Annotated in this window: 20 protein-coding genes; 13 read left to right on the forward strand and 7 right to left on the reverse strand. The window is 44.2% G+C overall.

Annotated features, from left to right (window positions below; genetic code table 11):
• Positions 1–12: 12 nt before the first annotated feature.
• The 5 genes from R7O03_RS08905 to R7O03_RS08925 all read left to right on the forward strand — a co-directional run bounded on the left by R7O03_RS08905 (position 13) and on the right by R7O03_RS08925 (position 4,783).
• Positions 13–1,026, forward strand: a complete 1,014-nt coding sequence (locus tag R7O03_RS08905) for a replication protein RepA (RefSeq protein WP_064377448.1) — start codon at positions 13–15, stop codon at positions 1,024–1,026.
• Between the two features lie 972 nt (positions 1,027–1,998).
• Complete coding sequence (trbJ, locus tag R7O03_RS08910) at positions 1,999–2,775, forward strand: P-type conjugative transfer protein TrbJ (RefSeq protein ID WP_108745025.1); 777 nt, start codon at positions 1,999–2,001, stop codon at positions 2,773–2,775.
• A gap of 202 nt (positions 2,776–2,977) precedes the next feature.
• On the forward strand, positions 2,978–4,267 hold the full coding sequence (gene trbL, locus R7O03_RS08915; protein WP_108745024.1) for a P-type conjugative transfer protein TrbL: 1,290 nt from the start codon (positions 2,978–2,980) through the stop codon (positions 4,265–4,267).
• Positions 4,248–4,526: a hypothetical protein gene (locus R7O03_RS08920; protein ID WP_054868186.1), complete on the forward strand. Its 279-nt coding sequence runs from the start codon at positions 4,248–4,250 to the stop codon at positions 4,524–4,526. The genes trbL and R7O03_RS08920 overlap by 20 nt, the downstream gene beginning before the upstream one ends.
• 2 nt (positions 4,527–4,528) lie before the next feature.
• A complete protein-coding gene (locus tag R7O03_RS08925) occupies positions 4,529–4,783 on the forward strand; it encodes a hypothetical protein (protein WP_086597860.1) in 255 nt (84 codons plus the stop codon).
• 250 nt (positions 4,784–5,033) lie between these two features.
• On the opposite strand, the gene R7O03_RS08930 is transcribed toward R7O03_RS08925, so the two are convergent.
• Positions 5,034–7,751, reverse strand: coding sequence for an NB-ARC domain-containing protein (locus tag R7O03_RS08930; protein WP_086597859.1), 2,718 nt, complete (start codon positions 7,749–7,751; stop codon positions 5,034–5,036).
• Positions 7,752–8,220: 469 nt separating this feature from the next.
• The gene (locus R7O03_RS08935) at positions 8,221–9,738 is read right to left on the reverse strand and encodes an ATP-binding protein (protein WP_108745023.1); all 1,518 of its coding nucleotides are present in this window, start codon (positions 9,736–9,738) and stop codon (positions 8,221–8,223) included.
• Positions 9,739–10,384: 646 nt separating this feature from the next.
• Between R7O03_RS08935 and R7O03_RS08940 the strand changes: the two genes are divergently transcribed.
• The 4 genes from R7O03_RS08940 (at position 10,385) to R7O03_RS08955 (ending at position 14,975) form a co-directional block, all read left to right on the forward strand.
• Positions 10,385–10,570, forward strand: coding sequence for a hypothetical protein (locus R7O03_RS08940; protein ID WP_086597857.1), 186 nt, complete (start codon positions 10,385–10,387; stop codon positions 10,568–10,570).
• 213 nt (positions 10,571–10,783) lie between these two features.
• Entirely contained in the window at positions 10,784–12,307 is a 1,524-nt protein-coding gene (locus tag R7O03_RS08945; RefSeq protein WP_213867002.1) for a Na+/H+ antiporter NhaC family protein, read from the forward strand.
• A 212-nt stretch (positions 12,308–12,519) separates the two neighbouring features.
• Positions 12,520–14,202, forward strand: coding sequence for a chitinase (locus R7O03_RS08950; RefSeq protein ID WP_318131670.1), 1,683 nt, complete (start codon positions 12,520–12,522; stop codon positions 14,200–14,202).
• Positions 14,203–14,384: 182 nt separating this feature from the next.
• Complete coding sequence (locus R7O03_RS08955; RefSeq protein WP_005381682.1) at positions 14,385–14,975, forward strand: acetate uptake transporter; 591 nt, start codon at positions 14,385–14,387, stop codon at positions 14,973–14,975.
• A 100-nt stretch (positions 14,976–15,075) separates the two neighbouring features.
• Here the strand turns inward: R7O03_RS08955 and R7O03_RS08960 are convergent, their stop codons facing one another.
• Both R7O03_RS08960 and R7O03_RS08965 read right to left on the reverse strand, forming a co-directional pair.
• Positions 15,076–16,623: an alanine/glycine:cation symporter family protein gene (locus tag R7O03_RS08960; protein WP_005381681.1), complete on the reverse strand. Its 1,548-nt coding sequence runs from the start codon at positions 16,621–16,623 to the stop codon at positions 15,076–15,078.
• A 307-nt stretch (positions 16,624–16,930) separates the two neighbouring features.
• Complete coding sequence (locus tag R7O03_RS08965; RefSeq protein ID WP_171344843.1) at positions 16,931–18,187, reverse strand: D-amino acid dehydrogenase; 1,257 nt, start codon at positions 18,185–18,187, stop codon at positions 16,931–16,933.
• Positions 18,188–18,293: 106 nt separating this feature from the next.
• Here R7O03_RS08965 and R7O03_RS08970 point away from each other — a divergent pair, with 106 nt between their 5' ends.
• The 4 genes from R7O03_RS08970 (at position 18,294) to R7O03_RS08985 (ending at position 22,961) form a co-directional block, all read left to right on the forward strand.
• Entirely contained in the window at positions 18,294–19,205 is a 912-nt protein-coding gene (locus R7O03_RS08970; protein WP_137281744.1) for a LysR substrate-binding domain-containing protein, read from the forward strand.
• A gap of 117 nt (positions 19,206–19,322) precedes the next feature.
• Positions 19,323–20,591: an O-acetylhomoserine aminocarboxypropyltransferase/cysteine synthase family protein gene (locus R7O03_RS08975; RefSeq protein WP_205460833.1), complete on the forward strand. Its 1,269-nt coding sequence runs from the start codon at positions 19,323–19,325 to the stop codon at positions 20,589–20,591.
• Positions 20,592–20,799: 208 nt separating this feature from the next.
• The gene (locus R7O03_RS08980) at positions 20,800–22,131 is read left to right on the forward strand and encodes an aspartate aminotransferase family protein (protein WP_318131671.1); all 1,332 of its coding nucleotides are present in this window, start codon (positions 20,800–20,802) and stop codon (positions 22,129–22,131) included.
• The gene (locus tag R7O03_RS08985) at positions 22,122–22,961 is read left to right on the forward strand and encodes a 3-keto-5-aminohexanoate cleavage protein (RefSeq protein WP_005383736.1); all 840 of its coding nucleotides are present in this window, start codon (positions 22,122–22,124) and stop codon (positions 22,959–22,961) included. Before R7O03_RS08980 ends, R7O03_RS08985 begins: the two co-directional genes overlap by 10 nt.
• 74 nt (positions 22,962–23,035) lie before the next feature.
• Here the strand turns inward: R7O03_RS08985 and R7O03_RS08990 are convergent, their stop codons facing one another.
• The 3 genes from R7O03_RS08990 to R7O03_RS09000 all read right to left on the reverse strand — a co-directional run bounded on the left by R7O03_RS08990 (position 23,036) and on the right by R7O03_RS09000 (position 26,911).
• The gene (locus tag R7O03_RS08990; RefSeq protein ID WP_005381672.1) at positions 23,036–24,403 is read right to left on the reverse strand and encodes a Na+/H+ antiporter NhaC family protein; all 1,368 of its coding nucleotides are present in this window, start codon (positions 24,401–24,403) and stop codon (positions 23,036–23,038) included.
• Positions 24,404–24,583: 180 nt separating this feature from the next.
• On the reverse strand, positions 24,584–25,171 hold the full coding sequence (locus R7O03_RS08995; protein WP_005383738.1) for a DedA family protein: 588 nt from the start codon (positions 25,169–25,171) through the stop codon (positions 24,584–24,586).
• 204 nt (positions 25,172–25,375) lie between these two features.
• Positions 25,376–26,911 carry a bifunctional GNAT family N-acetyltransferase/carbon-nitrogen hydrolase family protein gene (locus tag R7O03_RS09000; protein ID WP_005381670.1) on the reverse strand — a complete coding sequence of 512 codons (1,536 nt, stop codon included), beginning with the start codon at positions 26,909–26,911 and terminating at the stop codon, positions 25,376–25,378.
• Positions 26,912–26,981: the final 70 nt, after the last annotated feature.

Genomic DNA, 26,981 nt, shown 5'->3' on the forward strand with positions numbered 1-26,981 from the left:
TCAGTAATCAATATGTCGTTTGAAGATTTTATGGATACAGAGTTCCCTGTATCAAACAAGAAAAAAAATGTTCCAGTAGTGCACCGTAAAACAAAAGTTGAGGTGAGATCGAGCTACGTAGACTCCATCATAGAGATTCAAGAATGCAGTGCTCAGGAGGCCAATGAACTCGGATTTATTGCTCGACTTCTGATTCAAGCAACCATGCCGCACAGCAATCCAAAATCGAATGAGTGGAGCCGGAAGAATGGTAATTTCACCATCCACATGATGGCACCATCATCTGTAGGTTTGCCTTTCGGTTGTTATGCACGCTATCTCTTGGTTTGGGTAAGTACACAAGCAGTGAGAAATAAGTCAAAACTGGACAATGGTTATATCACTGAACAGGAGGCACGAAAGCTTGAACTGGGAGATTCTCAAAGAGGTTTTATGAAAAAACTAGGGGTGCGTTCAAGTGGGGGAGAAAATGGGTCAATAGACCCCTTTAGGGACCAAATGCGGCGGTTGTTCAAAACTACGATCAGTGTGAGTTATACAGAACTAAATGATGAAAGTGGATATATTTGTGAAGATGAAACTGGAGCCAGGGTTGCTGATATTTCCCATATTTGGTGGAGTACAAAGCAATCCGATCAAGATTCATTAGGGGAATCTTGGGTGGAACTATCGCCTAAGTTTTTTCAACTTATTACAGATAAACCTGTCCCTTTGGATATGAGAGTTCTGCGGTTGATTAAGCGTTCTCCGATGGCCATAGATATATATTGCTGGGCGACTTATCGGGTGAGTTATTTAAAGCGAGCCACAATTATCCCTTGGTTAGGTTTGATGGGACAATTGGGAGCGAATTACGCCAATGTCAAAGACTTTAAACGACGGTTCAATGGTGGACTTAAAAAGGTACAACAGGCATGGCCAGAACTAGATGCTACTCCAACCGAAAAAGGATTACTTTTGAAGCCAAGTGCTCCTCAAGTACCTCGACGGACAAAACGACAGATTGAACGGGATATTGAAGCGTAATGGAACTGTATACACCATCGTTTTAGGTGTTAGTAAGTCTGGGAAATTAGAAAGTTATCCACGCATGTTTTGTCCCGCTTTAAAGGGGGAGTTTTGCGCATGTTTTGTCCCGGTTTACGCATGTTTTGTCCCGGAGTGCGCATGTTCTGTCCCGAGAAAGGCCGAAAAGTTTTTTAATAACAGATGGTTGTGGAACCTCCTATAGTACTTTCCTGTAGGTTTACCTATATAAAAAATTAACCTGTAGTTAAGCGAAAAACACAGTGGATAATTTGGTAAAGACTGAGAGGTTTGAATCTCGAAATTGGAACAATGTAGTTTATGAAACACCGACTTGTGCAGCTGATTTATACATGTCTGAAACTGTCAATAGAACGGATTTGAACGGCATGGGAGTTTTTTAAGTTATTGAAAATTAATTTCTTTAATATTTAATTTTCTTGGCGTTTCAACATTTATTGACATTTGAGGGGCGGGAGATATTTGGAATCGAAATAATATTACAAGCCTTTCCCATGTGATTTCAGACATATACATACAAATACAGACAAGATTCATCGTCTTTGCAGAAATATACAGATAGCAAAACATGGATAAACAGTGCTGAGGTGCGGGCAAGATAGGTGAAGTAGGCCCACCAACAAGTTGATGGTTCCTATTTCACTCACTACTTATTCGCACCTTCGGGCTCAACGACATCTTGCTCTACGAGGTATCTAATCCTCGATTTTAGCCCTTGGACTCCTAACCAGTTTTAAGGGGAATGACACCTATGTTTCAAAGCTCTAAGGCCGCGCGTTTTTAAGGTGTCGCGCAGGTCGGACGCCAGGATAGAAAGTGACAACCTATCTTTGTAGAGGTCCACATTCACCGCTGATTTTCAGTAGGGGTAGAGGCTCATATCTATAGATTTTAGGCCGATACAGGTTGGTGGGTGCAACTTAGTCACGACAATACTAAGGGCACTCAATCATGAACAATATACGTATTTTAGCGGCTAAAATACCTACGGTTGCTATTTCATTAGCGCTTATCTCTCCCATACCGGTAGTCGCTGGGATTCCGGTTGTTGATGGAACGAACCTGACACAAAATATTATGTCAGCAATGGAGTCTGTCACTCAAACAGCCAAGCAGATCCAACAGTACCAAACTCAGTTGCAGCAGTATGAAAACCAACTGCAAAACACGATGGCCCCAGCGGCTTATATTTGGGACCAGGCACAATCGACGATTGATGATTTAACTCATGCCACCAATACGCTTGCTTATTATCAAAACCAGCTTGGTAGCCTTGATGCTTACCTAAGCAAATTCCAGGATGTGGCCTACTACCGCAGTTCACCTTGCTTTAACGGTTCTGGAGGGTGTACGCCAGCAGAACAAGCCGCGATGGAAGAAAACCGTCGTTTAGCGTCTGAATCCCAGAAAACGGCAAACGATGCTCTATTTGAGAGCTTGAAGTTACAGCATGAAAACTTACAGGCCGACGCTCGTCAGCTGCACCGCTTACAGTCTGCAGCTCAGGGAGCTGATGGTCAGTTAGCTGCTATTGGCTATGCTAACCAACTCGCCAGCAATCAGGCCAACCAACTCCTTCAAATCCGTAGCTTACTAATTGCTCAGCAGAATGCTGTTGGTTCTCGAATGCAGGCTGAAGCCGACCGCGACGCTCAATATCAAGCATCCCGTGAAAGGTTATTTGATATGGGAGATCCAACTGACCGTTCAAAAAACAGGGGGTTCTAATCATGAAGAATATCATTCGAGTTTTTATCGTCAGCGTGTTGGCCTCTTTCGTTCTGGTAGGATGTGGTGAAGATGGAGGGACAAAGTCTACAACGATCAACTGTAATAACCCGAGCCTGACGAAAGAGCAGAGGGAAGAAGGGAACTGTCTTTGGAATATGGGCGAACGCACGGATCGTTCCAAGAATAAGGGGTTCTAATTATGAGCAAGATATTCATTCGACTTGTGATGCTACTAGCTGTGTTACTGACCTCGCAAACTGCGTCGGCGGCCATTGAGCCAAATGGTGTCTTGGATGAGGTAGCCGTTCGCTTCATGACCGCTAGTGCTACTTGGAGCACGGTAATTACAAACCATGCCGTGTGGCTGTTTTGGACGCTGGGTACTATATCTCTTGTTTGGACTGGCGGTACTTTGCTCCTTAAACAAGCGGATATAAGGGAGTTCTTTGCCGAGTTTATGCGCTTTATCCTGACGTTTGGTTTTTTCCTCTGGTTACTCAGAAACGGCCCAGACTTTGCGACGTCAATCATCGACTCGTTGAGAACGATCGGTGCTCAAGCCGGTGGCCTTCCGAGAGACCTAACCCCCTCAGAGCCTATCAGCATTGCTTTCGACATTATTGTTAAAGCAGGTGAGTATTACAGCATCACAAGCCCTATAGATAACTTGTCTCTTTTCTTAATCACGCTAGCAATTTTGGCATGTATGGCGGTTGTGGCGGCTAATGTGTTGTTGGCCTTGGTAACTGCTTGGATATTGATATATGCCGGTGTTTTCGTGCTGGGGTTTGGTGGTTCGCGTTGGACTTCAGATATAGCAATCAACTACTTCAAAAGCGTATTGGGTGTCGCTTTGAAGTTGATGACAATGACTTTGCTCATTGGCATCGCCATGTCGATAATGGACGGTTTTTATGCTGGGCTATCCAATGATGCTCCTATGCGTGAACTGCTGGTGATCTTTGTCGTTTCACTGGTTCTCGTAATGCTTATTCACTCTGTTCCCAATGTGGTTGCTAGCCTAGTTCCCGGAGGTGGCGCGGCGGCGGGTGCTGGCAGCATAAGTGCTGGGGCGGTGGCCGGAGCGACTGTTGCCACTGGTGGTATGGCTGCTGGTGCAGCAATGGCTACCGCCGGCGGTGCGTCTGCTATTCAGGCTGCATTTACAAAAGCAGGTGAGAACGTAGCGAACAATACTGACGTTATGTCGAGCCTTAGCAGTGCATTTAGCGGTAGCGGTGACTCTGACGAGGCTGGCTCCTTCTCCCAAGCTTCCGACCAATCTTCTAGTCATGGCGAATCCTCTGGCGGCTTTAAGGATAGTGTTGCAAAAGCGGGCCGCGTTGCAGCGGATACTGGCGCTAATTTGATTAAGGGAGTGGGAGATATGGCCGGGGAGCGTATAAGCCAAACCGCTGGAGGTCGTTTAGCCAGCTCAGTACGAAACAACATGAAAGGGGACGAGGAAGATGATAAGGAGGGTGACTGACGGCGCTTCTCCTGCATTTGACAACGACAACTTAGGCGGTGTCGTTACTGGCTGGACGAATCAAACCAGCGGCTTTGATGACCTATCCAGTGATGACCAGGAAGAAGCTCGCCAAGCACACGCTGAGTGGCAAGAGCGTGACCCGGAAAAGCACACCTTCGACGTTGAGGACTACGTTTCGTATGCCCAGGAACGCAATGAAGAGGTTGCTAGCTTTGTCAATAAAGGCCGTTCGGCCGAACTAGATAAGGATTACTGATTATGGAGCTTAACTTTCCACCTCAAAACCTTGCGGAGGTATTTGGTTTCTTCGCAGTGATGTTCATTGTGATGCTGGCCTTCTATTTTTTAGGACAGTGGCTACACAGCACTGGACACAGCCCTAAGATGACAACCATTGCCGATAAAATGGAAGTATTCCAAAACAAGCTGGCCGGGCGTGCCTACAAGGACGTGACGAAAACGGTTGATCAAATCGACAACATGAGACGCTGGCCGTTTGGCCGACGCAAGTAGTTAGAAAGCATACGGGCCGGTGATGGTGCACCGGCCCGTATTTTCACATACATCAAACCGATTATAGTGAAGCTGTAACTCGTTTTTGGACATTTGTGAGTTAGAGACCTTGCTAAATTAGTAATCAATGGGTTACTTCAAGTATAGGGTATCTTAGCAGACAAAACGCAAGGCCTGCCCACAACTAGTTTTAGTATTTAACAATAAAGCTCACTAATATTTCATTAGTGAGCTTTATTAAAAAACATCACTAGCTAATAATCTCTATATCTTTTGCAATAAACCCTTTATCACTATTACCAATAGTAAAACATACTTTAATATTTTTTTCTTTCATTCTTGAGTCAAAAAGATATGAAGGAGTTATTGAACTACGACTAAAGAAATACCTATTATCTTGATCGTCTACAATAAACCCATATGACAATTTATTATTTTTACCTTCTACTAGATTATGTATCGTTCCATTGATACGCATACCTGCTTCTCTAGTCATTAAATATCTTATTTTTTCAAGGATTTCATTTAGCTTAATCTTGTTCTTAGTCGTATCGATTATTAATATTTCATCAATACCCGCCCTTAACTCTTGTATACACTTATAACTAAAATCTTGGATATACACATCCAAAATTCCTAGTATTCTATTATTAAGAGAGATATCATCGCTAATTTTATAATACCCTATAGACTCTCTATATATCTTGCATAGCTTATCAATTATAGAAGCATCATAATCGTCGTTAGATATTGCTTTTTCAATAATATCAATTGATTTGGTAAGGTGTACTAGTGCTTTTTCAGGATCATTGTGAGCGATAAATTGTTCTGACATTCTTCGCTGACAGTCAGATGCCTGGTCATATGTGCTTACACGAAATTTTTTATGAGAAGAAAAATTTTCTTCAGAAAGTATATCTTCATAAATACTATTTGCGGAAGAGTAGTCTCCCATGATTTTGAAGGTAAATGCTAACTGACTCTTACACGGAATAGAATCGGGAGCAATTTTAAGAGCATATTCAAGTTGTTCTTTTGCATCATCATACTCTTCTTCCATATTTAAAAACTTTGCAAAGGAGTAGCGTGCAATCAATGAATTACCGTTATATTCAAGAGCTGTCTCATATTCAGACATAGCTAACCAAGGTTGTTCTTTCTGCAAAATATATGCATGAACCCGATAACATTCAGAAAAATCTGGCATTAATTCTTTAGCTTGAATAACTTTTTCTAAAGCCTCTTCCGTATTTTTTGTATGGTGTAATGTAATTGCAGTACTCAAGTATGTTGCACATACTTTTTGATCATTTGTTTCCCAAACCACATTTTTAGGGTCAAACTCATAAGTGTGTTTAGACACACCTTGCCCAGCTATTATAGTTCGCAGTTTAGACCGTCTTTCTTTAACTAGCTGATAGATCTCTTTAGTAACAGCATTAATGCTCTTTAGGTAACTTTCTGCAACACTAGTTAAAACAAACTTTGGCTCTTCATAACGCTCCTCATCAGTGGCCATCAACATACTAGAATTTCTCAATCGATGAATAGCTTCTTCAAGAACTAAATGATGCATTTCATCTAAAAAGAAACGTAACTCTACAAGAGTCATTGGTTTATTATTACATGCTATAACTAAAATGATTTTCCTTTCATCATCTGACAATTTATCGTATAAATTTTCAAAGCAAAAGCTTAATGCTTCTTTAAAATTTACACTATCCTTATTCACTAGCTTCTTAGGATTTTCTCCATAAGCATAAGACCTAACATACCATCTAATAAGCAAAGGGTTATTGAATAATTTATCACATAGAGATTCTAATTTTGCATTATTTCTTTTATATAAATCAGGCACGTTTAATATTTTTGCCATAGTACGTATTAGGTTGATAGAAGATTTATTATCAAGCTTATCTAGTTTATATCTATACTCTAATTCTCCCAGAGCCATTCTTGTCGTTATAATTACTTTAGAACCATTAGGTATATTTGCCAAAAAGTTTCTAACTTTTGATGTGGATATTGTTTCTAGATTATCAATACAAATTAAAATATTGAATTCATTCATATATTCTAATATTTCATCTAGATTACTGTCTATACTTCCACTTTTTTCACTACCAAGAAATGAACTTACGTGCTGAAATAAACCAATACTATTTGTTATTGCATTATTAATTTGTTTTGCACCATTAACCGTTAGTTCATTTGCTTTTAATGTCACCCAAGCAATAATATCAAACCTTGCTTCTCCTTTGGAAGGATCTTCACAAATATCCAAAATATCATATAAACAACGTTGAGCTAATGCAGTCTTTCCTATCCCTCCCTCACCTACAATCGTAATAACTCTTGTGTCTGACAATAATAACTTATTAATAGAGGTTCTATCATCAACTCGACCTAAAAACCCTGTATCATCAAACTCTACCATTGGAAGGTTGTTAAAAATATTTCTTTTCTTATCATCCCAAACAGCAGGGGTTCCAATGCTTGACAAGTAAGCCCGATCATCCAAATTATTAATTACTTTTTTTATCTCGGAAAATTTATAGTCTTTCGAGCGCTCTAGTAATTCAATGCAAAACTGACGTAAATCAAAAAAGTCTGTAGATTCTAAAGGGCGACTATGACAAACTCGATTTCGACAAGGGGAGAGGTTCTCTAAATTTTCACATATAAAGATTAGTAGATCTTCTTTTAAGATCGTTTGGTTTCGCTTTATCTTATGGAGAATTTTTTGACTATCCAAAAAATCTATAAAATTGAGATAATCACCTAGCTGTGGAGAGATGTCTGGTTTAACTTCATTTTCTCGATTAAATCTATCAACTACTTTATCTTGGATATCTAGTGGAAGATCCTTTAGATCGCTGGTTGTTCTCAATATCAATGCTCTAAGGTCATCTTCAATAGCAGATATAATCCCAAAGCAAGATAGTCTAACTGTTGCTGTATTACTCATACTCGACTCTAGTAACTCAATTTCCTCTTATTTTACCCTTAAAAGTAATTTACAAATAGAGTCTAGACCTTCAAGTGTGAGTCAAGTTGAATAAGGAGGTGGGGTTACGTCTTGCGACTTGTCTTTCACATTAGCTTAGATATAGCACACTTAGCTAAATAGATGTGATAGAGCCTTTGCTCTATCTGATATAGGGGCATTTCTGTGTTACAAAGCCTCGTCAGAACAAAAGCCTCGTCAGAACACCTCTGGACATGGAAGTTTCAAAACAGATAGACCTGAGTCAAGGCGGAGCGGGGGCAGAAACAGCTTAAATAGAATAGGTGTCCTAAGCCATGTTGTTCGGATACGCTGAATTTGGAGGAAACGGAGAACGTAGTTTCCTAAATCAATGAACTAATCATCCGTACAGCGAACAGTTCATCAGAATCTGCGCATGAATATGGATGATGGGCACTATCACGTCACCCTAAGGATTGCCGAAAAACCTTGCCCAAAAGCCTGCCTTTTTCTTTGGAGTTGAGTCTCGATTCGATGTTTGTGGGTGTGGCGATGAAGTATGGGTTTCAGGTAATCGGGCTCTTGTGTGCTCGCCGGCTATAGTAAGTAGTGCTTTCGATGCAACCATCCCGAGGAGTGAGGTCAGCTCTTGTTCGAAACCGATTGTGACGTCGACCTCTCCGCTTCGAGCATGAGCTATTTCGTGAAGCAGGGTCGACGCATAGCTCTCGACAGAAGCGAGTTCGTCGCGCTTGATAATAATTTCCTTACCAGTCCAAAGCCCCCGAGCTTCCGAGAAGCCCCCCGTCTCGGGGCGCATCGTTTCCGAGATCTTCACCGACTGAACCCTCGAAGGAAGTCCACCGACTAGATCTGCGAGCTTTCCGGTCGTGCCAAACACCACTCTTTCGGCCTGTGAAAGCTTTTCTAGTGGGACAAATTTGAACTCGAAACAATCGTTCCACCCAGAAATGAAATTGCCTAAATCCTGTATTACGTTTCCTTCAGTATCAACCTGTCCCGACAGCTTTTCCTTGACGTTACTCGGGATTGTGATTATCTGCCGTCCATTTGCCCGAGCTTCCTCGACGAAACGCGGAGCATTCATAATCTCCTCATCCGTCAGGAACAGGACGTTTCCCGACGCATTGGTGATCTTCGATGCATGAACGGAGACATCCGTCCATTTCATTTCGTCGTGGAGTGAGCCACTCCCAAAGTTACCGAGGTCATTGACGAGAGTTTTAGCAACTGCTTCCGAAGAGGAAGCGAGCAGAATGGACTTAACTCGGTCGGAGTAGGCGGTTCTCCCGACATTCGTTCGTTCGCGATTGAGAGCCTTCTTGATAGCAGCCGTCAGCGAAGTGATGTTGTAGGAGAACAGAAAATTTTCTTCTTCGGCGACGCGGATACCGTTAATGTAAATGAAAGAGACCCTGCCCACTTTCCGCAAGACTTCTCCATATTGGTTTTTCTCTAGGCACTCTTCACCGGAGAAGCGCAGGAATAGACGCTTCGCCTTCTCGATATCATCTGTAGAACAGCCTTTCAAGATGAATTCTGTTCCGACGAATGCAGGGTCGGACGGTTCGGAGATACAGGCATGTAGCGTGATGACATCAGAGAAATCATGTTTTTCAGAACGGTCGAAGGAGACATCGCAGAACTTAGAGCGGATACGGGTCTCGATGCCCAAGCGATCGAATGTGGCTAGAGCATCCTTCAAGCCCACACCGAATTTTCCGATGAGTCCGGGATGTTCGAGCTTTTCTTGATTCTCGTTCATCGTGAAGTGCTCGTGTCTAAGGCCACGGCCAAAGTCCCTTATGCACCAATGACCTCGGTCATCACGTGAAATAATAATGTCCTCTGTGTCAGTCAATATCTGCTCGTCGAGAGCATTTGCAATGATTTCCCGAACTGCATGGAATACATCCCAGTTTTCAAGCATTCGATCTATATTTAGGTCAAACTTCTTAGTTACCATATTCGTTCCGCTTCGATTCTGCCTGATACCCACGCTGTTTTAACTGTCTAAAAATAGTTGGATAAAATTTTGTGAGGTACGAATGCCCACTTCCCCTTTAAAGTGGTGTAATGCTGACTTTTTGGAGGCTAGCACAATCGAATATGCGCAACTGATGCTCATGTCAAACAAATGGCATATTTTTAGAATTTATGGGGTATTGATGGGATTACTTTTAGTAGGGCAAACACATGGAGTTTCTGTAGCATAGGGTACTGACTCTAAACGATTTTGGGGCAAAAGCGTGTTTTGGGTTTTAGCAACAAGAGTCAGTACCACTTACACTGACTCGATATTGAGGTAGCGTTACTTGGTCGAGGATTTGCTTGGCTTTAAGCCGGGAGTGTTTCCTGGAGTTTTTTTGTTGTCACGTCGACGTTGATCTGGCTTGCCGGTCGACTTGGCTATTGGTTTTGGCCCTGGTTTCAAACCCATGATTTGATCCTTTTATTTAACGAGGTTATTCCTCGTTGTATAATCTTTGGGCAGTGTTGATGGCTTTCAAGATGTGTATGAAAAACAATCTAAAAATATCCCCAATATTTCTTGCTGGTAACTCATGTTTTGATGCGTTTTAAAATGTACTGCGACAAGTTGGAGGCACAAGATGGATAGAATTACCTCAGGTCCACGACGGCTTAGTGTTGAAGAGATACAAGAACTTCGTCGCGATATGGAAGAATCTTCAATTTGGGCCAAAGCCGAACTAAAACGCCGACGAGACGCAAAAAATCAAAAAAATTCTGCGCATGGTATAGATGATGGTATCGACAAGGACCACTTTTCTAACTAGCTGTTATATAGACTTATTTTCTTCTCATTGATATTCGAGTGGGAATAATTTTCCTCTAGACAGTTGAGTTTATAAGAACCAGCCTTCGGGCTGGTTTTTTTGTACTTCAAGTTTGTGAAGAGGAGGCTCAACTTTTTCGTGAGAGATATATACATGCGGTTAAATTAAATATATATTCATTTTAATTGTTTGATTATCATAAATGGTATTGCTATGGAACAGGCTGACGTTACCTCTCTCATTCCCATCCTTATTACTCTTTTCCTCGCGCTGACCACAAGAAATGTCGTTGTTGGTTTATTCGCCGGTGTGGTGAGTGGTGTCGCTATGCTCGAAGGGACATTTGTCGAAAAAGGGCCACTAGACTCGTTTAGTGCATTGATGAAAAGCTATCTACTGCCGCAATTAACTGACAGCTACAATGCGGGCGTCATTTTGCTCTTGGTCTTTATTGGTGGCTTTGTTGCCTTGATGGAGAAATCTGGCGGTGGTGTGGCGTTTGCTAAAAAGGTTACTCAATGGGTTGCGAGTAAATGCCAAGCTCAACTGTCCGCATGGTTCGGTGGTGTGGTTATTTTCTTCTCAGACCTTGGTACACCACTGATTGTTGGCCCTGTTTTTCGCCCTTTATTTGATAAGTTAAAAGTATCACGCCAAAAATTAGCTTTTATTATCGATTCGACTTCCTCTCCGGTGGCAATCTTGATCCCTTTTATCGGATGGGGCGTTTACATCATGGGATTGATTCAAAAAGAGTTTACTGCCCTGAATGTCAGTATGAGTGATTGGGATGCTTTCATTGGTGCGATCCCGTATCAGTTTTACGCCTTTCTTGCGATCGCGATTGTGCCGATTGTCTCTTTCTTCAAATTAGATTTCGGACCGATGGCGAAGGCTGAACAACTAGCAGAGCAGGGCTCTGACTTTGGGAAAGTGCAGGAGTCCATGAATGTGTTTACGCATAAAGATGCAAAATCTAGTTTTGTATGGGCACCTTTGCTCGTTATGCTGGTGGTTCTATGTACCATCCTCGTGCCACACGGTTTTCCATTTCAAAAAGTGGCAGGATCAACGTTTAGGGCTGCACTTTCTTCTGCATATTTCTTCGCGGCCTTCACTTTAATTGCGCTGATGGCGTTTTATGGCGTAAGAAAGCTTTCGGATGGTATTCAGGTTTATCTGAAAGGGATGTCAAACATGATGTCAGTGGCGGTGATTCTGGTATTGGCTTGGGCGCTTAGCTCGGTTGGGAAAGAATTAGGTGCAGCTGCATACATTGCTGAACAAGCTCAAGCCGGTTTCCCTTACTGGTTATTGCCAGCGGTTGCGTTTTTACTGGCCGGTATTATCTCGTTCGCTACGGGATCATCTTGGGGGACGTTTGCCATCATGATGCCATTAGTGATCCCAACTGCCGTCGCGATTGATGCACCACTGTTGGTTTGTATTGGTGCGGTATTATCTGGTGGCTTGTTTGGCGATCACTGTTCTCCCATCTCTGAAACTACGATTTTGTCGTCGACAGGAGCGGGGTGTGAACAGTATGAGCACTTCCGTACACAATTGCCTTACGCATTACTCAATGGAATGATCGCATTGGGGTGTTTTCTTTTAGCTGGAATCAACGCCTCACCAGTGATTGTGCTTGCCGCAATTATTTCTCAGTGTGTGGTTTATTTTGTGCTGTCTAAACAAAAGTCAACCGCGAAGCTAGAGGTGGTTTCGGCAGAACAATAAAGAGAGAAACATCACAAAGCGGAGGCTCACAGGGTCTCCGCTTTTCTTTTGAGTCAAGGTAACATTTTTCTTGTGACAAAATGTGTGTGAGGACCTATTTATTCATTTTGTCTCGCAGAATCAACGTACTTGGCTCGGTGTTTCGTATATATGATCCACTATATGTCTAGTTATTCCTCGTATATTGTATTGTTGAAATCCGGAGACTAGACATGTTTGCACTCAAACATCTTCCTCTTGCATTGAGTTGTGTCTTAGCAGCACAAGTGAATGCGAGTATGAATATTCAGCCCGATCCGCAAAATCCGAATGGTTATGTTATTGCTCGTGGTGACGTTCAAGCCGTAGAGCAAAGCAAAACTTCTGATCCTATGTATGCCATTTGGTCACAAGCATTAGAGACACGCCCGAACTCAGTGGTTGAAGCGATTGTTCCAGGGGCGACAACCAACCCAGAAAACGTGAAGCGTGTAGAGCGTGTATTCCCCGAAAGTGAGTGGGACTTCCTGACTCAAATGGCGGCACCTGAATACACTTACACGCGTTTCCTACGTGCAATTGGTAAGTTCCCTGCATTCTGTGGTGAGTACACAGACGGTCGTGATTCGGATGCAATTTGTAAAAAATCGATCGTGACAGCGTTTGCTCACTTTGCACAAGAAACCGGTGGCCATATTTCGATTGATAACGTATCGGATAATCCGCTAGGGTTGGAAGAGTGGCAGCAAGCTTTGGTTCATGTGCGAGAAATGGGATGGTCTGAAGGGCAAGAAGGTTACACAACAGGTTGTGGTCAAAATGACTGGCAAAACAAACGCTGGCCATGTGAGTCTGGACAAGGTTACTTTGGACGTGGTGCAAAGCAGCTTTCTTACCATTTTAACTATGGCGCGTTCTCTGAAGTGATGTTTGATGGCGATGCATCTGTATTGCTGAAAAATCCAGGCTTGGTTGCGGATTCGTGGCTGAACTTAGCATCGGCTATCTGGTTCTTCCTAACCCCACAAGCACCGAAACCTGCAATGCTACATGTGATTGACCGTACTTGGGTGCCTTCACAGCGTGAGCTTGATGCTGGCATTGGTTACGGCTTTGGTACGACCATCAACGTGATCAATGGTGGTATTGAGTGTGGTGAGCAAAACAAGGATAAAGGTCAACCTGTTAACCGTATTCGCTATTGGGAAGGACTTGCCGCTCATTATCAAATTCCAATTGAAGCCGATGAGACCAATACCTGTTGGCAGCAGACGCCTTACGGCAGCTTAAATCTAAATGGTGCGACAGACGTGCTTTACACCAACTGGGATGGTAACTGGAAATACTACTCAGATCGTCCTGGAGGTCACTCATTTGAATGTGAGCTTGTTGGTTTCCAAACGGCTTACTCTGCGCTAGTTGCGGGTGATTATGAGAAATGTGTAACTAACTTCTACCAATCTCATGCGGGTTGGCCAGAAGTTCGTGTAGTTGACAAGTTAGACCCAGTGGATCCGGTTGAGCCGCCTGTAGGTGGTGTGGCAGCTTGGGATTCTGGCAAAGTATATAACACGGGTGATCAAGTTTCTTACCAAGGTGCTGTTTACGAAGCGAAATGGTGGTCACAAGGTAATGAGCCAACGAAAGGAGACCCTTGGAAGCTGGTTTCAGGCACTCCTACGGAGCCGCCTACAACGGAACCTGAACCACCGGTGACTGAGCCAGAGCCGCCAGTAACCGAGCCAGAACCACCAGTGACAGGCAATTTTATTCAGTGGGAGCCGGGTGTAACGCAAGTCGCTAACGGCGATAAAGTGACGTACCAAAACAAATGTTTTGTTGCGAAAAATGGCCCAGGAGTGTGGGAAAGCCCAACGCAAAGCAACTGGTTCTGGGACGAGATTTCTTGTCAGTGATCGAGTAAAAAACAACCTAACCATCTATAAAGACTCTGCTTTTTTGCAGGGTCTTTTTTTATATATGTAGTGGTTTATTTATGGAATCTAAGTTTTCAATAACAGCTTTTCTCTTTTGTTCTGGAGCCCATTAAAATTCGCGCGCATTTTTTATCAACATTTTTGAAAAAAGGTATTTGTACATGTCGACAAAACTGGCTAACCCAGCACCGCTAGGTCTTATGGGTTTCGGTATGACCACTATTCTGCTCAATATTCATAATGCAGGATTTTTCCCAATTGACTCTATGATTCTAGCGATGGGCATCTTTTACGGTGGCCTTAGCCAAGTAATCGTTGGCATCATGTGCTTTAAACGCGGTGATACATTCGGCACAACTGCGTTTACTTCTTACGGTCTATTTTGGCTAACATTGGTTGGTCTAATCGTAATGCCTCACATGGGTCTTCCTGCAAGCCCTGCAAGCTTTATGGGTTGGTACCTAGCGCTTTGGGGCATCTTCACTGGTTTCATGTTCATTGGTTCTCTATGTTACCCAACAGCGAAGCAAGTGGTATTTGGCTCTCTAACTATCCTGTTCTTCTTGCTTGCTGCTCGTGATTTCACTGGTAGCGAAGTGATCGGTGCTATCGCTGGCTTCGAGGGTATCTTCTGTGGCGCAAGTGCAATTTACTTCGCAATGGCACAAGTACTGAACAACGAATTTGGTCGTGAAGTGTTACCTGTAGGTAAAGCAAAAATCGCTCGTAAAGTTGAAGCGGTTATCGCCTAAGCTGCTACTCATAATGAAGAAAGGGGGATTAACCATTGGTTAATCCCCCTTTTTTATGTCCTCAATCGGACCACTGCTTTTTCTTATTTATGTGATAACGCTATGTTGATGGTTGCTCAACAGTTTCTGCGCTATTGCTGTCTGCCGTTGGTGCTTTACCCGTTTTACGTCGGTACTTATCTTCCCAGTAATCTGCGCCTTTAATGCCCAGTGCAACAGGGTTAAATGTAAAATCGGTCACACCACGTTTTTGTTGCTCTTCGTAGTCGTTCAGTGCTTTGAGTGCAGGCTTCGACATAAAGAAGATGATCAAAATACCGATGATGTTTAGCCACGCCATCAGTCCTACGCCTACATCACCCATCGCCCATGCTAAGTTGGCGGTTTTCACGGTTCCGTAGAACACGGATGAAATAATGATGACTTTCAGAATAAACATCAGTCCATTTACTTTGAACGTACGACGAATGTAAGCAATGTTCGTTTCTGCAATGTAGTAGTAAGCCAGAATGGTCGTAAACGCGAAGAAGAATAGAGCGATTGCGATGAATGGTTTACCCACGCCAGGTAGTGCGCTTTCGATCGCCATCTGTGTAAACACAGGACCATTTGCACCAATATCCGCTGGTAGGTTTTGAACCAGGAATGTACCTTCAATCGCACCATTTACGTTGTACGCGCCAGTGATAAGAATCATGAACGCGGTTGCTGAACACACAAGTAGTGTATCGATGTAAATAGAGAAAGATTGAACAAGACCTTGCTGAGCTGGGTGATCAACACTCGCTGCTGCTGCTGCGTGAGGACCAGTACCTTGACCTGCTTCGTTGGAGTAGACACCACGTTTTACACCCCAGCCGATTGCTGCACCAACGCCTGCCATTGGTGTGAACGCGTCACCAATGATCATGCCGAAAATGCGTGGAACCTCACCAATGTTTAGAAGGATGATGACAAACGCAGTAATGATGTAAGCTAACGCCATAAATGGCACAACGACTTGGGTAAAGTTCGCGATACGCTTTACGCCACCAAAAATGATGAAAGCCAAAATGACACAAACAACCGTACCAGTGAAAATTTTAGCAAAACTGAAGGTACCAATAGCGGTTTCAATCATGTCACCTGAGCCAAATGCGGCTTCTACTGCGTTACCGATACTGTTCGATTGAACGCCAGGAAGTAGAACACCACAAGCAAAGATGGTCGCGATAGCAAAGATCCAAGCGTACCATTTTTGTCCCATTGCTTTCTCAATATAGTAAGCAGGGCCACCACGGAACTCGCCTTCGTCTTCTTCTTTATAAATTTGTGCAAGTGTTGATTCTGCGTATGCGGTTGCAGCGCCAAAGAAGGCAACGACCCACATCCAGAATACGGCACCTGGGCCACCGAAACCGATAGCAGCAGCAACACCAGCAATGTTACCTGTACCTACACGGCCAGATAGTGAAACGGCAAGTGCCTGAAATGATGATATCCCTTTTGTTGAACTCTTCCCTGAAAGTAATAAGCGCCACATCTCAAAGAAGTGACGAATTTGTACAAAACGCGTCATGATTGAATAGAACAAACCTGCGCCAAGGCACAAATAGATCAGTACCGGGCTCCAAATAATTCCATTCAGAAAATCAACTAATGACTGCATGAGTATTTTCCCTGTTAGTTGTGTTTGTGGTTGTTTTTCACACAATACATTACCCTTTATGTAATGTAATTGTTAACTTTTTTAGCTACAAATCCTTTGTAGCGTGATGATGAACACAGAATGGAGAGTAGTTGTTAAAATTTGGTTCTTGTTGCTTATTTGCTCCTTTTAGGTAGAAGATTTGCCTGATGATTAATTATGCAGCACATTGTCATTTAAATGTGCTGCGATTTTGATGAGTTAAAAATGCCAGTGGTTATGCATTTTGTGGAGTAAGTGTCTGCCTGTTTTTTGTTCAGTGATGTCCTCAGGCGTAACGACAAAGGTTAAGCTCCGCATTATCCATCACTTTTGCTTTTTCACCTTTCATTACGCTTGCTAGCAATTGACCTGAACCACAAGCCATCGTCCAGCCCAGAGTTCCGTGTCCGGTGTTAGTAAAAAGGTTATCGTATTTAGTCGCGCCGATAATTGGTGTGCCATCAGGCGTCATTGGCCTAAAGCCGCTCCAAAACTCAGCTTGGCTGAAGTCACCACAACGAGGAAAAAGATCACGGATGACCATTTCGATGGTGTTTTTGCGCTTTTGTGGAAGGGAAGCATCAAACCCTGCTAATTCTGCGGTGCCAGCTACGCGAATTCTGTCATCAAATCGAGTCATAGCGACTTTATAGGTTTCATCCATCACAGTAGATCGAGGAGAGAAGTGTTCATCCTCCATCGGGATGGTGAGTGAATAGCCTTTGACAGGGTAGACCGGAATATCAATATCGAGTTGCTTGAGTAGCGCTGTAGAGTAGCTGCCAGAGGCCACTACATATTGGTCTGCTTTAAATTGTCCTCGGTTCGTTTGGACACCTATGATCTTTTTGCCTACTGTAACCCAATTGCTTACTTCAGTATCGAACTCAAATCGGACATCGTGTGCCTTAGCAAGCTCCGTTAGTTGTTGGCAAAATTGATGGCAATCGCCCGTTTCGTCATCAGGTAGATGCAAGCCACCAACCAGTTTGTCTTTCACAAGTGCAAGCCCTGGCTCTTGTTCAATACATTGTTCGACGTCCATTAGCTTAAATCGGGTTCCGCTTTGTTCAAGGAGCTGCATGTCCTTTTCAATGGCTTGCAGCTGTTGATGTGTTCGGAATACTTGCAAGGTCCCAAACTGACGTCCTTGATACTCAATGGCGTGTTCTTGGCGTAACTGTTCTAAGCAAATACGGCTGTGGTTAGCGATCGAAAGCATGCGAGCCTTGTTAACTTGATAGCGAGGTAGGGTGCAGTTCGCGACCATTTTACTCGCCCAGCGGATCATGTCGGCATTCAGAGTGGGTTTGATTTTAAGTGGAGCATGCTCCTCCATTAACCACTTAATGGCTTTAACAGGAACACCAGGCGCAGCCCAAGGCGAAGAATAGCCATATGAGATCTGCCCGGCATTGGCGAAGCTCGTTTCCATGGCACTGCTTGCTTGGCGGTCAATGACGGTAACTTGATAGCCTGCTTGAGATAAATACCAAGCAGAGGTTAAGCCGATAACGCCGCTGCCTAATACGATGACTTCCATTGATGCACTCCACACATTTATCAGAGTGCTCAGTTTCTTTTCTTTACCTTTTGTTAACAATCGATATAAATTACACACTGCGTTTAGAAAAACTATAGGCTCAAGGATGAAAAGTAATCTGATAAGTGGTTTGTGCCTATTTAGCCAAGTCGCGGAGTACAGCAGCTTTACTGGTGCCGCAAGACATTTACACCTCACCACTGGTGCCATAAGCCAACAAATTATTCATTTGGAAGCGTTATTAGGTTTTACTTTATTTGAACGCCACTCTCGCGGTATTCGTTTAACCGTAAAAGGCACTCAGTTACACCAAGCGACGCAGTTTCACTTTTCGGAACTGAGCAAATTGCTTGATGAGCTCAAAGTAGAAAAGCAAACCAATGAAATTCGTTTGAAGTTGACGCCTTCTTTTGCTTTCAAATGGTTAGTCCCAAAGCTCGAAAGCTTCCATCATGATAATCCGGATATCCAAGTACAAATCTTTGCGGAAGGTGCGCTGGTAAATAGTGAGATAAAAGACTATGACGTCGCAATTGACTATGGTCTTCATCCTTATAGAAATGCTAACGCGGAGCTGATTTTGGATGAGCATCTGCTACCGGTGATGAGTCCAAAATACCTTGAGGATCATGGCTGGCTAAAAACGTTGTTTGGTGAGCAAAAAAACTCAATGCCAGTGAAGCAATGGCAAGAGGCGACGCTACTACACGATGCGATGCCATGGGAAAAAGCGACGCGTGACTATGAGTGGCTATATTGGGCGTCAGCGATGGGGTTGGATTTTAAAACCGATATCGGACACTTTTTTAATCGAACGGATATGGCGATGTCTGCAGCCGAAGCTGGCGTTGGGATTGCGATGGCACGAATGGCACTGATTGAGGATGAATTGACGACAGAGCGTTTGGTTTCTCCATTCAAACCGATTCCTGCCAATGCAGGGTATTACTTGATCATGAACACACGTACGAATGCGACAGAAACGTTTCGTCACTGGTTACTTGGACAGTTGAATTAGCGTTTTATCTCTGTGATTCGCCCCTACGTTATTTGTTGAAAAATTGGGCAATATAAGTTTTAAGCAAGGTAAGTGCTTTTCTTGCCGCTATTTGAGTGATGAAAGACAGGGAAGAACATGAAAGACGAAACGCTATCCATCCATTTTGGTTACGAAACTGACCCGACCACCAAATCTGTCGCGACACCGATTTATCAAACGGTCGCGTACGAGTTTGATAACGCGCAGCATGGTGCTGATCTGTTTAACTTGGAAGTGCCGGGGAATATCTACACTCGCATCATGAATCCGACTAATGACGTGCTGGAAAAACGCATGGCAGCGTTAGAAGGCGGCATTGCCGGGTTGGTCGTGAGTGCGGGGAGTGCAGCGATTAACTATGCGATTCTGACGTTAGCGCAAGCGGGCGATAACATCGTTTCTACGCCGCAACTTTATGGCGGTACTTACACCTTGTTTGCGCACATGCTGCCAAATCAAGGTATTCAAGTGAAGTTTGCCAAAGATGACAAGCCAGAAAGTTTGGCCGAGTTAATTGATGAAAATACCAAAGCGGTGTACTGCGAGAGCATTGGGAACCCTGCGGGTAATATCATCGATTTAGAACGTGTGGCGGAGCTTGCTCATGCACAAGGCGTACCTGTGATTGTGGATAACACTGTTGCGACGCCAGTGCTTTGCAAACCCATCGAATTTGGTGCGGATATCGTAGTTCACTCTCTCACTAAATACGTTGGTGGGCATGGCACCACATTGGGTGGCGTGATTGTAGATTCCGGTAAATTCCCTTGGGCACAGCACAAAGACCGCTTTCCTGTTTTCAACCAACCAGAACCTTCTTACCACGGCGTGGTGTATACCGAAGCGTTTGGTGAGGCGGCATTTATCGGGCGTGCGCGTACCGTACCACTGCGTAATACCGGAGCAGCATTATCACCGATGAATGCATTTATGCTTATGCAAGGGTTAGAAACGTTACCGCTGCGTATGGAGCGCCATACCGAGAACACACTCAAAGTGGCTGAATTCTTGGAACAGAATGACAAAGTCAGTTGGGTAAGTTATGCCGGATTGCCAAGTTCTGAACACTTCCATCTCGCCGAAAAATACATGAAAGGTAAGCCTTCTGCGATTTTGTCGTTTGGTTTAAAAGATGGTTATGACGCTGGTGTGCGTTTTTATGATGCTTTGAAAATCTTTAAGCGTTTGGTGAACATTGGCGATGCAAAATCATTGGCTTGCCATCCTGCATCGACGACTCATCGTCAATTGAGCGAAGCAGAACAAAAACAAGCTGGTGTGTCTCCAGAGATGATTCGTTTATCGGTGGGTATTGAACATATTGACGATATTCTAGCCGATTTAGAACAGGCACTAAACTCGTAAAACGATTCTGTTTTTAGCTTTGGGTTACCCATAGGCCAGCCTTTAAAAAAGCTGGCCTATTTTTATTTTATTGTTTAAATATCAAGGGCTTTGGTGTTTTTGGTTTGTGGCATTCCAAAAGCTCATAGAGGGTGAGATTTATTCTCTTGTCACGTTTGGGTTTGTTCCTGATGATGTGTGCAAGTATTACACATTGGAAGGGACTCAAATGTCTTACGTATTTCACCGTCATTGCCATGCCACGCTACCAATCATCGATAGAGGTGAAGGTGTTTATCTATTCGATAAGCATGGAAAGCAGTATCTCGATGCTTGTGGTGGTGCTGCGGTATCAAACCTTGGCCACAGTCATCACGCCGTTAAAAAAGCCATGTTGGAACAGATCGAGCGAGTGCCATTTGCTCATACTGGATTTTTTACTAGTGACAACAGTGAGCGCCTAGCAGAATTGATTTGTCAGTACATGCCTGAACAGTTCAACCATGTGTATTTAGTCAGTGGAGGATCAGAAGCGGTGGAGTCGGCACTAAAAATGGCGCGGCAGTATTTCGTGGAATCAGGTAAGCCAGAGAAAAAGCAATTCATCGCGCGTCAGCAAAGTTATCACGGTAATACCTTGGGGGCTCTGGCTGTCGGAGGTAATGAATGGCGACGTGAACCGTTCAAACCCATCTTACACCCGAGCCATCATATCGCCCCTTGCTATGCTTATCGTTATCAGCAGAGTCATGAGTCGGAATTGGATTACTCATTGCGAGCGGCGAATGAGCTAGAGGCAAAAATTCTTGAGTTGGGGGCTGATAATGTCATGGCTTTTGTCGCTGAGCCCATTGTGGGAGCCACCGCTGGAGCTGTGCCTGCCACACAAGGTTACTTCAAGCGTATTCGCGAAATATGCGACCAATACGATGTGTTATTGATCTTGGATGAAGTCATGTGTGGCGTTGGACGCAGTGGCAGTTTTTTTGCGTTTGAGCAAGAAGAGGCAGAACCCGATCTGGTGTGTATGGCTAAAGGGCTTGGTGCGGGCTATCAACCTATTGGCGCGGTGGTTGCGAATGATCGAGTCTATCAAGCTATTGCTGATGGAAGCGGTTTTTTCCAACACGGTCATACCTTTATGGCGCACCCTGTGGCGTGCGCTGCTGCCGTGGCAACAATTGAAACCATCTTCCAAGATGATTTATTAACGGCGGTGAATCAGCAAAGTGCTTTGCTGCGTAATGAGCTTACTTCTGCATTGGCCCATTTACCGTACATTGGCGACATTCGTGGTAAAGGCTTGTTTTTTGGCATTGAGCTGGTGGCGGATAAAGAAAGCAAGGCGCCTCTGAGTAAAGCCACATTGGCAGACAAACGCATCAAACGGCGAGCAATGGAAAATGGCTTAATGTGCTACCCAATGGGCGGAACGATTGATGGCGTTAATGGGCACCATATTTTGCTCGCACCGCCATTCATTATTCAGTCTCATCATATTGATGAACTAGTCGGTAAACTCTCATTAACGTTAAAAGAGGTGGCGGAGACATGGAAGTAGCAAACCAATATTTGCGAGAACCTATCGCCATTATCGTGGCCCCAAACGGTGCAAGAAAAACTAAGCACGATCACGCCAGCTTACCCATGACAACAGACGAACTGGTTGCAGAGGCTATCGCTTGTCAAACGCTAGGGGCTGCCATGATCCATTTACATGCTAGAGACGCCAACGGACGTCATTCATTAGACATCGACGACAACATGGCAATTTACCATGCCGTGAAAGAAGCGGTGGGACAAAACATGATGGTACAGCTCACCACAGAGGCGGTGGGCTTGTATTCTCCGCCACAACAGATGGCGTTAGTTAAAGCTGTGAAACCAGAAGCGGCTTCTTTTGCATTGAGGGAGTTAATCCCTGATCGCGCAAGTGAGAAAGAAGGGCATGCCTTTTTCCATTGGGTGGCAGAACACAACATCGTGAGCCAAATTATTCTCTACGATGCAACCGACATTGAACGTTATTTCCAACTGCGTGATGCGGGCGTGTTACCTAAAACGCATCAGCATGCATTAGTGGTGTTAGGGCGTTATCACCAAGCTCAACAGTCTTCGCCATGGGATTTACGAGGTTTGAATTTGGCGCGTTTTGTCGAGGAAGAAATTCGATGTGCCATTTGTGCTTTTGGTGCGCGAGAGCAAGACTGTTTAGCGAGTGCGATGTTACTTGGATTCGATGTTAGAGTGGGGTTTGAGAATAACCACTTCGATGTGGCAGGCGAATTAGCAATCAGTAACGCGGCTCAGGTGGAAGCTCTACGCGATGTGGCGCATCGCTTTGCGATTCCTTTACGCAGTGCGCAAAGTTTGCGTTCAGCTTTGAAGTAAATCTGCTCGCGGAAAAGAAAAAAAGAAGAAAGGAAAGTAAAAAGGCTCCATCGGAGCCTTTTCGGTATTTGTCGTTAGTTCTCAGTTTGCGCTACAGGTTGACGAGCGGGATGTTTGATAAACACCGCGACAACAGCCGCTATCGCTAATGCAAAACAGTAGTAAGAATTGGCAACTACTTCAAGTGGCGAGAGGTTGAACACGGAACCTAGCAGTAGTACTTGAGCACCGTAAGGCAACACGCCTTGCACCACGCATGAGAAAATGTCTAACAAGCTTGCTGAGCGGCGAGGAGAGACATTATTCTCTTCCGCCAGTTGGCGAGCAACGCTGCCCGATACAATGATGGCTACGGTGTTGTTTGCCGTACAGCCATTGACCATTGATACCAAACCTGCAATACCTAGCTCGCTTGCACGACTGTTCGCATGCTTAGAGTGACTAGAGCCAAACGCGTGGATAAGGCTACTAACGAAATTTGTTAGAAAAGCAAGACCACCTTGGCGACGCATCAGTTCACTCAAGCCACCAATCAGCATGGATAACAAGAAGATCTCTTGCATGTTACCAAAGCCTTTGTATACGTCTTGGGCTAGATTAGTTAGTCCGTAATTGTCAATCGATGCCAAGCTCACGCCGCCAGCCAAAAGAATGCCAATCGACAGAACCACAAACACATTCACACCAGATACCGCTAGGATCAAAATAGTGATGTACGGCAAGACTTTTAGCCACTCAATATCGCCAGTTGCAGGCACTTGAGTCGCAGTACTGTTGAAAGCGAACACTGCAATCGCGATCAACGCCGCAGGTAAAGCAATACGAATGTTCTCTTTAAACTTGTCTTTCATCTCACAACCTTGAGAGCGTGTCGCCGCGATGGTGGTGTCAGAGATGATAGAAAGGTTATCACCAAACATAGCGCCGCTCAGTACAACGCCTGCGGTTAACGGTAAGCTCATTCCTGCTGATTCAGCAATACCCAACGCTACGGGGGCAACGGCTGCGATGGTACCCATCGAAGTCCCCATTGCTGTTGCGATAAAAGCAGAAATCAGAAAAATGCCCGGTAAAATCATGCTGGTTGGAATAGCGGATAAACCAAGGTTCACTGTTGCATCAACACCGCCAGAGGCTTTTGCTACCGCAGCAAAGGCACCTGCAAGCAGATAGATCATACACATTGCGATGATGTCTGGGTGGCCAACACCACGCATGAAGTGTTCGATTGAGCGGTTAAGTTTCTCTTTACTTAAAAGAAACGCAATGATGATGGCTGGTAATACCGCGATGGGTGCAGGCAGCTGGTAGAAGGCAAATTCCACGCCTTGCAAAGATAAGTAAGTGCCTACGCCAATAAATAGCGCAAGGAATACAATTAATGGGATCAGTGCGACCGCAGACGGTGCAACTGTTTTAGTAGTTTGTTGGGAACCGGACATGTAAACGACAATGTTAATGATAAGAGAGAAGAGCAGACTAATATCACATTTCTACATTGTCAACGTCTAGACGTCTAAATGGCTGTTTAAATTTTACACGTAAAGAAAAAGATAAAAGCTCGTGTTGCGTATCTCACTGATACCACGAGCTTTAGTTATGCGCTAATGAAGAGACTGTCGTTATTGCATTGATTTGGCTTTTTTGCGTTTAACAATACCTAAAACCATCCACGTAAATAAGACAGCAGCAAATGCCCATACCAGATATTTGTATTCGGTGTACAGGTTGCTCAACACGCTTAAATGTTCAAATGCAAAGTGAGTTAACAAGCTGAATACCAATACCCAAACCGTCGCCGCGAGGGCGTTACCGAGCAAAAACTCTCTACGTGGCATTTTCGCGATACCGCATGCAAGAGGCATAAATTGCTTCATTCCTTCAATAAAGCGGCTGACCACCAAGCACGTAGGGCCGTATTTCTGGATAGTCAATTGAAGCGTTTGCATCTTCGGGCCGGAAATGTAGCCTTTTTTATCTAACCACCCCTCAAAGTAATAACCGATTAAGTAGCCACAGGTATTACCAAAAAAGCAGCTCAGCCACGATACCATCATTACCATACTTAGGTTCATGACTTGTTCTGACGAGAGCAAAGATGCCGCGATCATCAGTGATTGACCAGGCATCGGGATACCTATCCCTTCTAGAAATATACTGACAATCAGCGCAACGTAGCCGTATTGCTCAAGCAAAGGCTTCATTGACATGAGAAGTTCGTTAATATGTTCCAAAAGCTTTCCCCTAATAAAAGCGGAACGAAGTTGGAGTGATACTCCGAATGTCCTATTGGGTCAATTCTTGTTTCTCACCATTGAGAAAAACTGACATGCCTCTGATAATTGCGCAGAATCAACCTGCAGCAGGCTTTATTCGCCGCCACGCTCTTTGGTAGCGGCGAATTAGGGAGATCCTTATGACTCTTTGGCTTTGGTGAATGCACCATACAAATCAAGGCGGCGATGACGTAAGTTGGTGACAGAGCCTTCGGTATTAAGCTGTTTCAACTTAGTCAAATCAACATCAGCGAAGATTATCATTTCGGTGTTGGCGCTTGCTTCTGTCAAGGTCGCATCGTGTGGAAAATAGATATCCGACGGTGAAAATACGGCAGATTGTGCGTACTGGATATCGACATTATCAACACGAGGTAAGTTGCCGACACTGCCCCCAATTGCAACGTAGCATTCGTTTTCGATGGCTCGTGATTGGGAACAGATTCGTACTCGTTGGTAGCCATTTTTTGTGTCTGTCCAGAAAGGAACGAACACAATTTGTGCGCCTTGCTCGGCGAGCATTCTTCCCAACTCTGGGAACTCGCTGTCATAACAAATCAGTATGCCGACTTTGCCTGCATCGGTTTCGAACACTTGAACATTGTCACCACCGTCGATCACCCAGTCTTTTTGCTCATGGGGCGTGATGTGGATCTTATATTGAGCGTTTATTTCACCATCTCGTTGCAGCAAGTAGGCCACATTATACAACTTGCCATCCTCGATGACGGGCATACTGCCTGCAATAATGTTGATGTTGTAGGTGACTGCCATCTGCGAGAAGCGGTTTTTGATCTCTTCTGTAAAGCTAGCCAAAAAGCGAATTGCTTCGACGGAATTTTGGTCGTTTTGCAATCCCATCAGCGGCGCGTTAAAGAATTCAGGGAATAGGGCGAAATCGGCTTTGTAGTTCGCAAGAGAAGAGATGAAGAACTCAGCCTGATCGAGCAAGTCCTCTAAGTCATTCATAGCACGCATTTGCCACTGCACAACACCAATACGAATCAGCGTTTTTTCTACATCATGTACGGATTGAATATCCTCTTCGTAGAAGAAGTTATCCCACTCCAGCAGAGTTGCGTAGCCTTTAGAAGCACTATCCTCTGGCAAGTAACCACGCATAATACGTTTGACATCGAAGTCGTTTGCAAGCTGAAAAGACAAAATAGGATCGTGAAGCTCACGGCGTTTTATCTTGTCGATGTATTCAGCCACGCTCAGTTCGTCAGCATATTTGTGGTAATTCGGGATGCGACCACCGGCTAAAATTGCTTTGAAATTCTTACTCCGGCAAAGTTCTTTACGCGCATCATACAGACGGCGACCTAAACGCAGCCCACGGTAGTCCGGGTGAACAAATACATCGAGACCATACATGGCGTCACCGGTCACTTGGTTTTGGATGACGTTGTTCTCGGTGATGATGTCGGTGTACAGGTGAGGAAGTGAAAATCGGTTGTAGTCCACTTTGATTGTTAGCGCTGCGCCGACAATTTTTCCGTTATCCTCAATACAGATTTGTCCATCAGGAAACTGATGAATAAGATCCATGATGGTCAGGCGTGGCCATGAGCCACCAACATCAGGAAAAACAAGGTCCATTAATTCCGCGAGCTCTGGGTAATCGGTCGGCTCAATGGTGCGTAAAGAGAGTCTTGGCGTGTTGCTGTCCATATCGTACTATCCATTTATCCTTTTTAAATAGTATGGATGAGAATGCCATAAATTTGAGCAGACAGATACC

This window comes from Vibrio sp. Vb2960 (genome assembly GCF_033337665.1).
GTDB classification, from domain to species: domain Bacteria; phylum Pseudomonadota; class Gammaproteobacteria; order Enterobacterales; family Vibrionaceae; genus Vibrio; species Vibrio alginolyticus.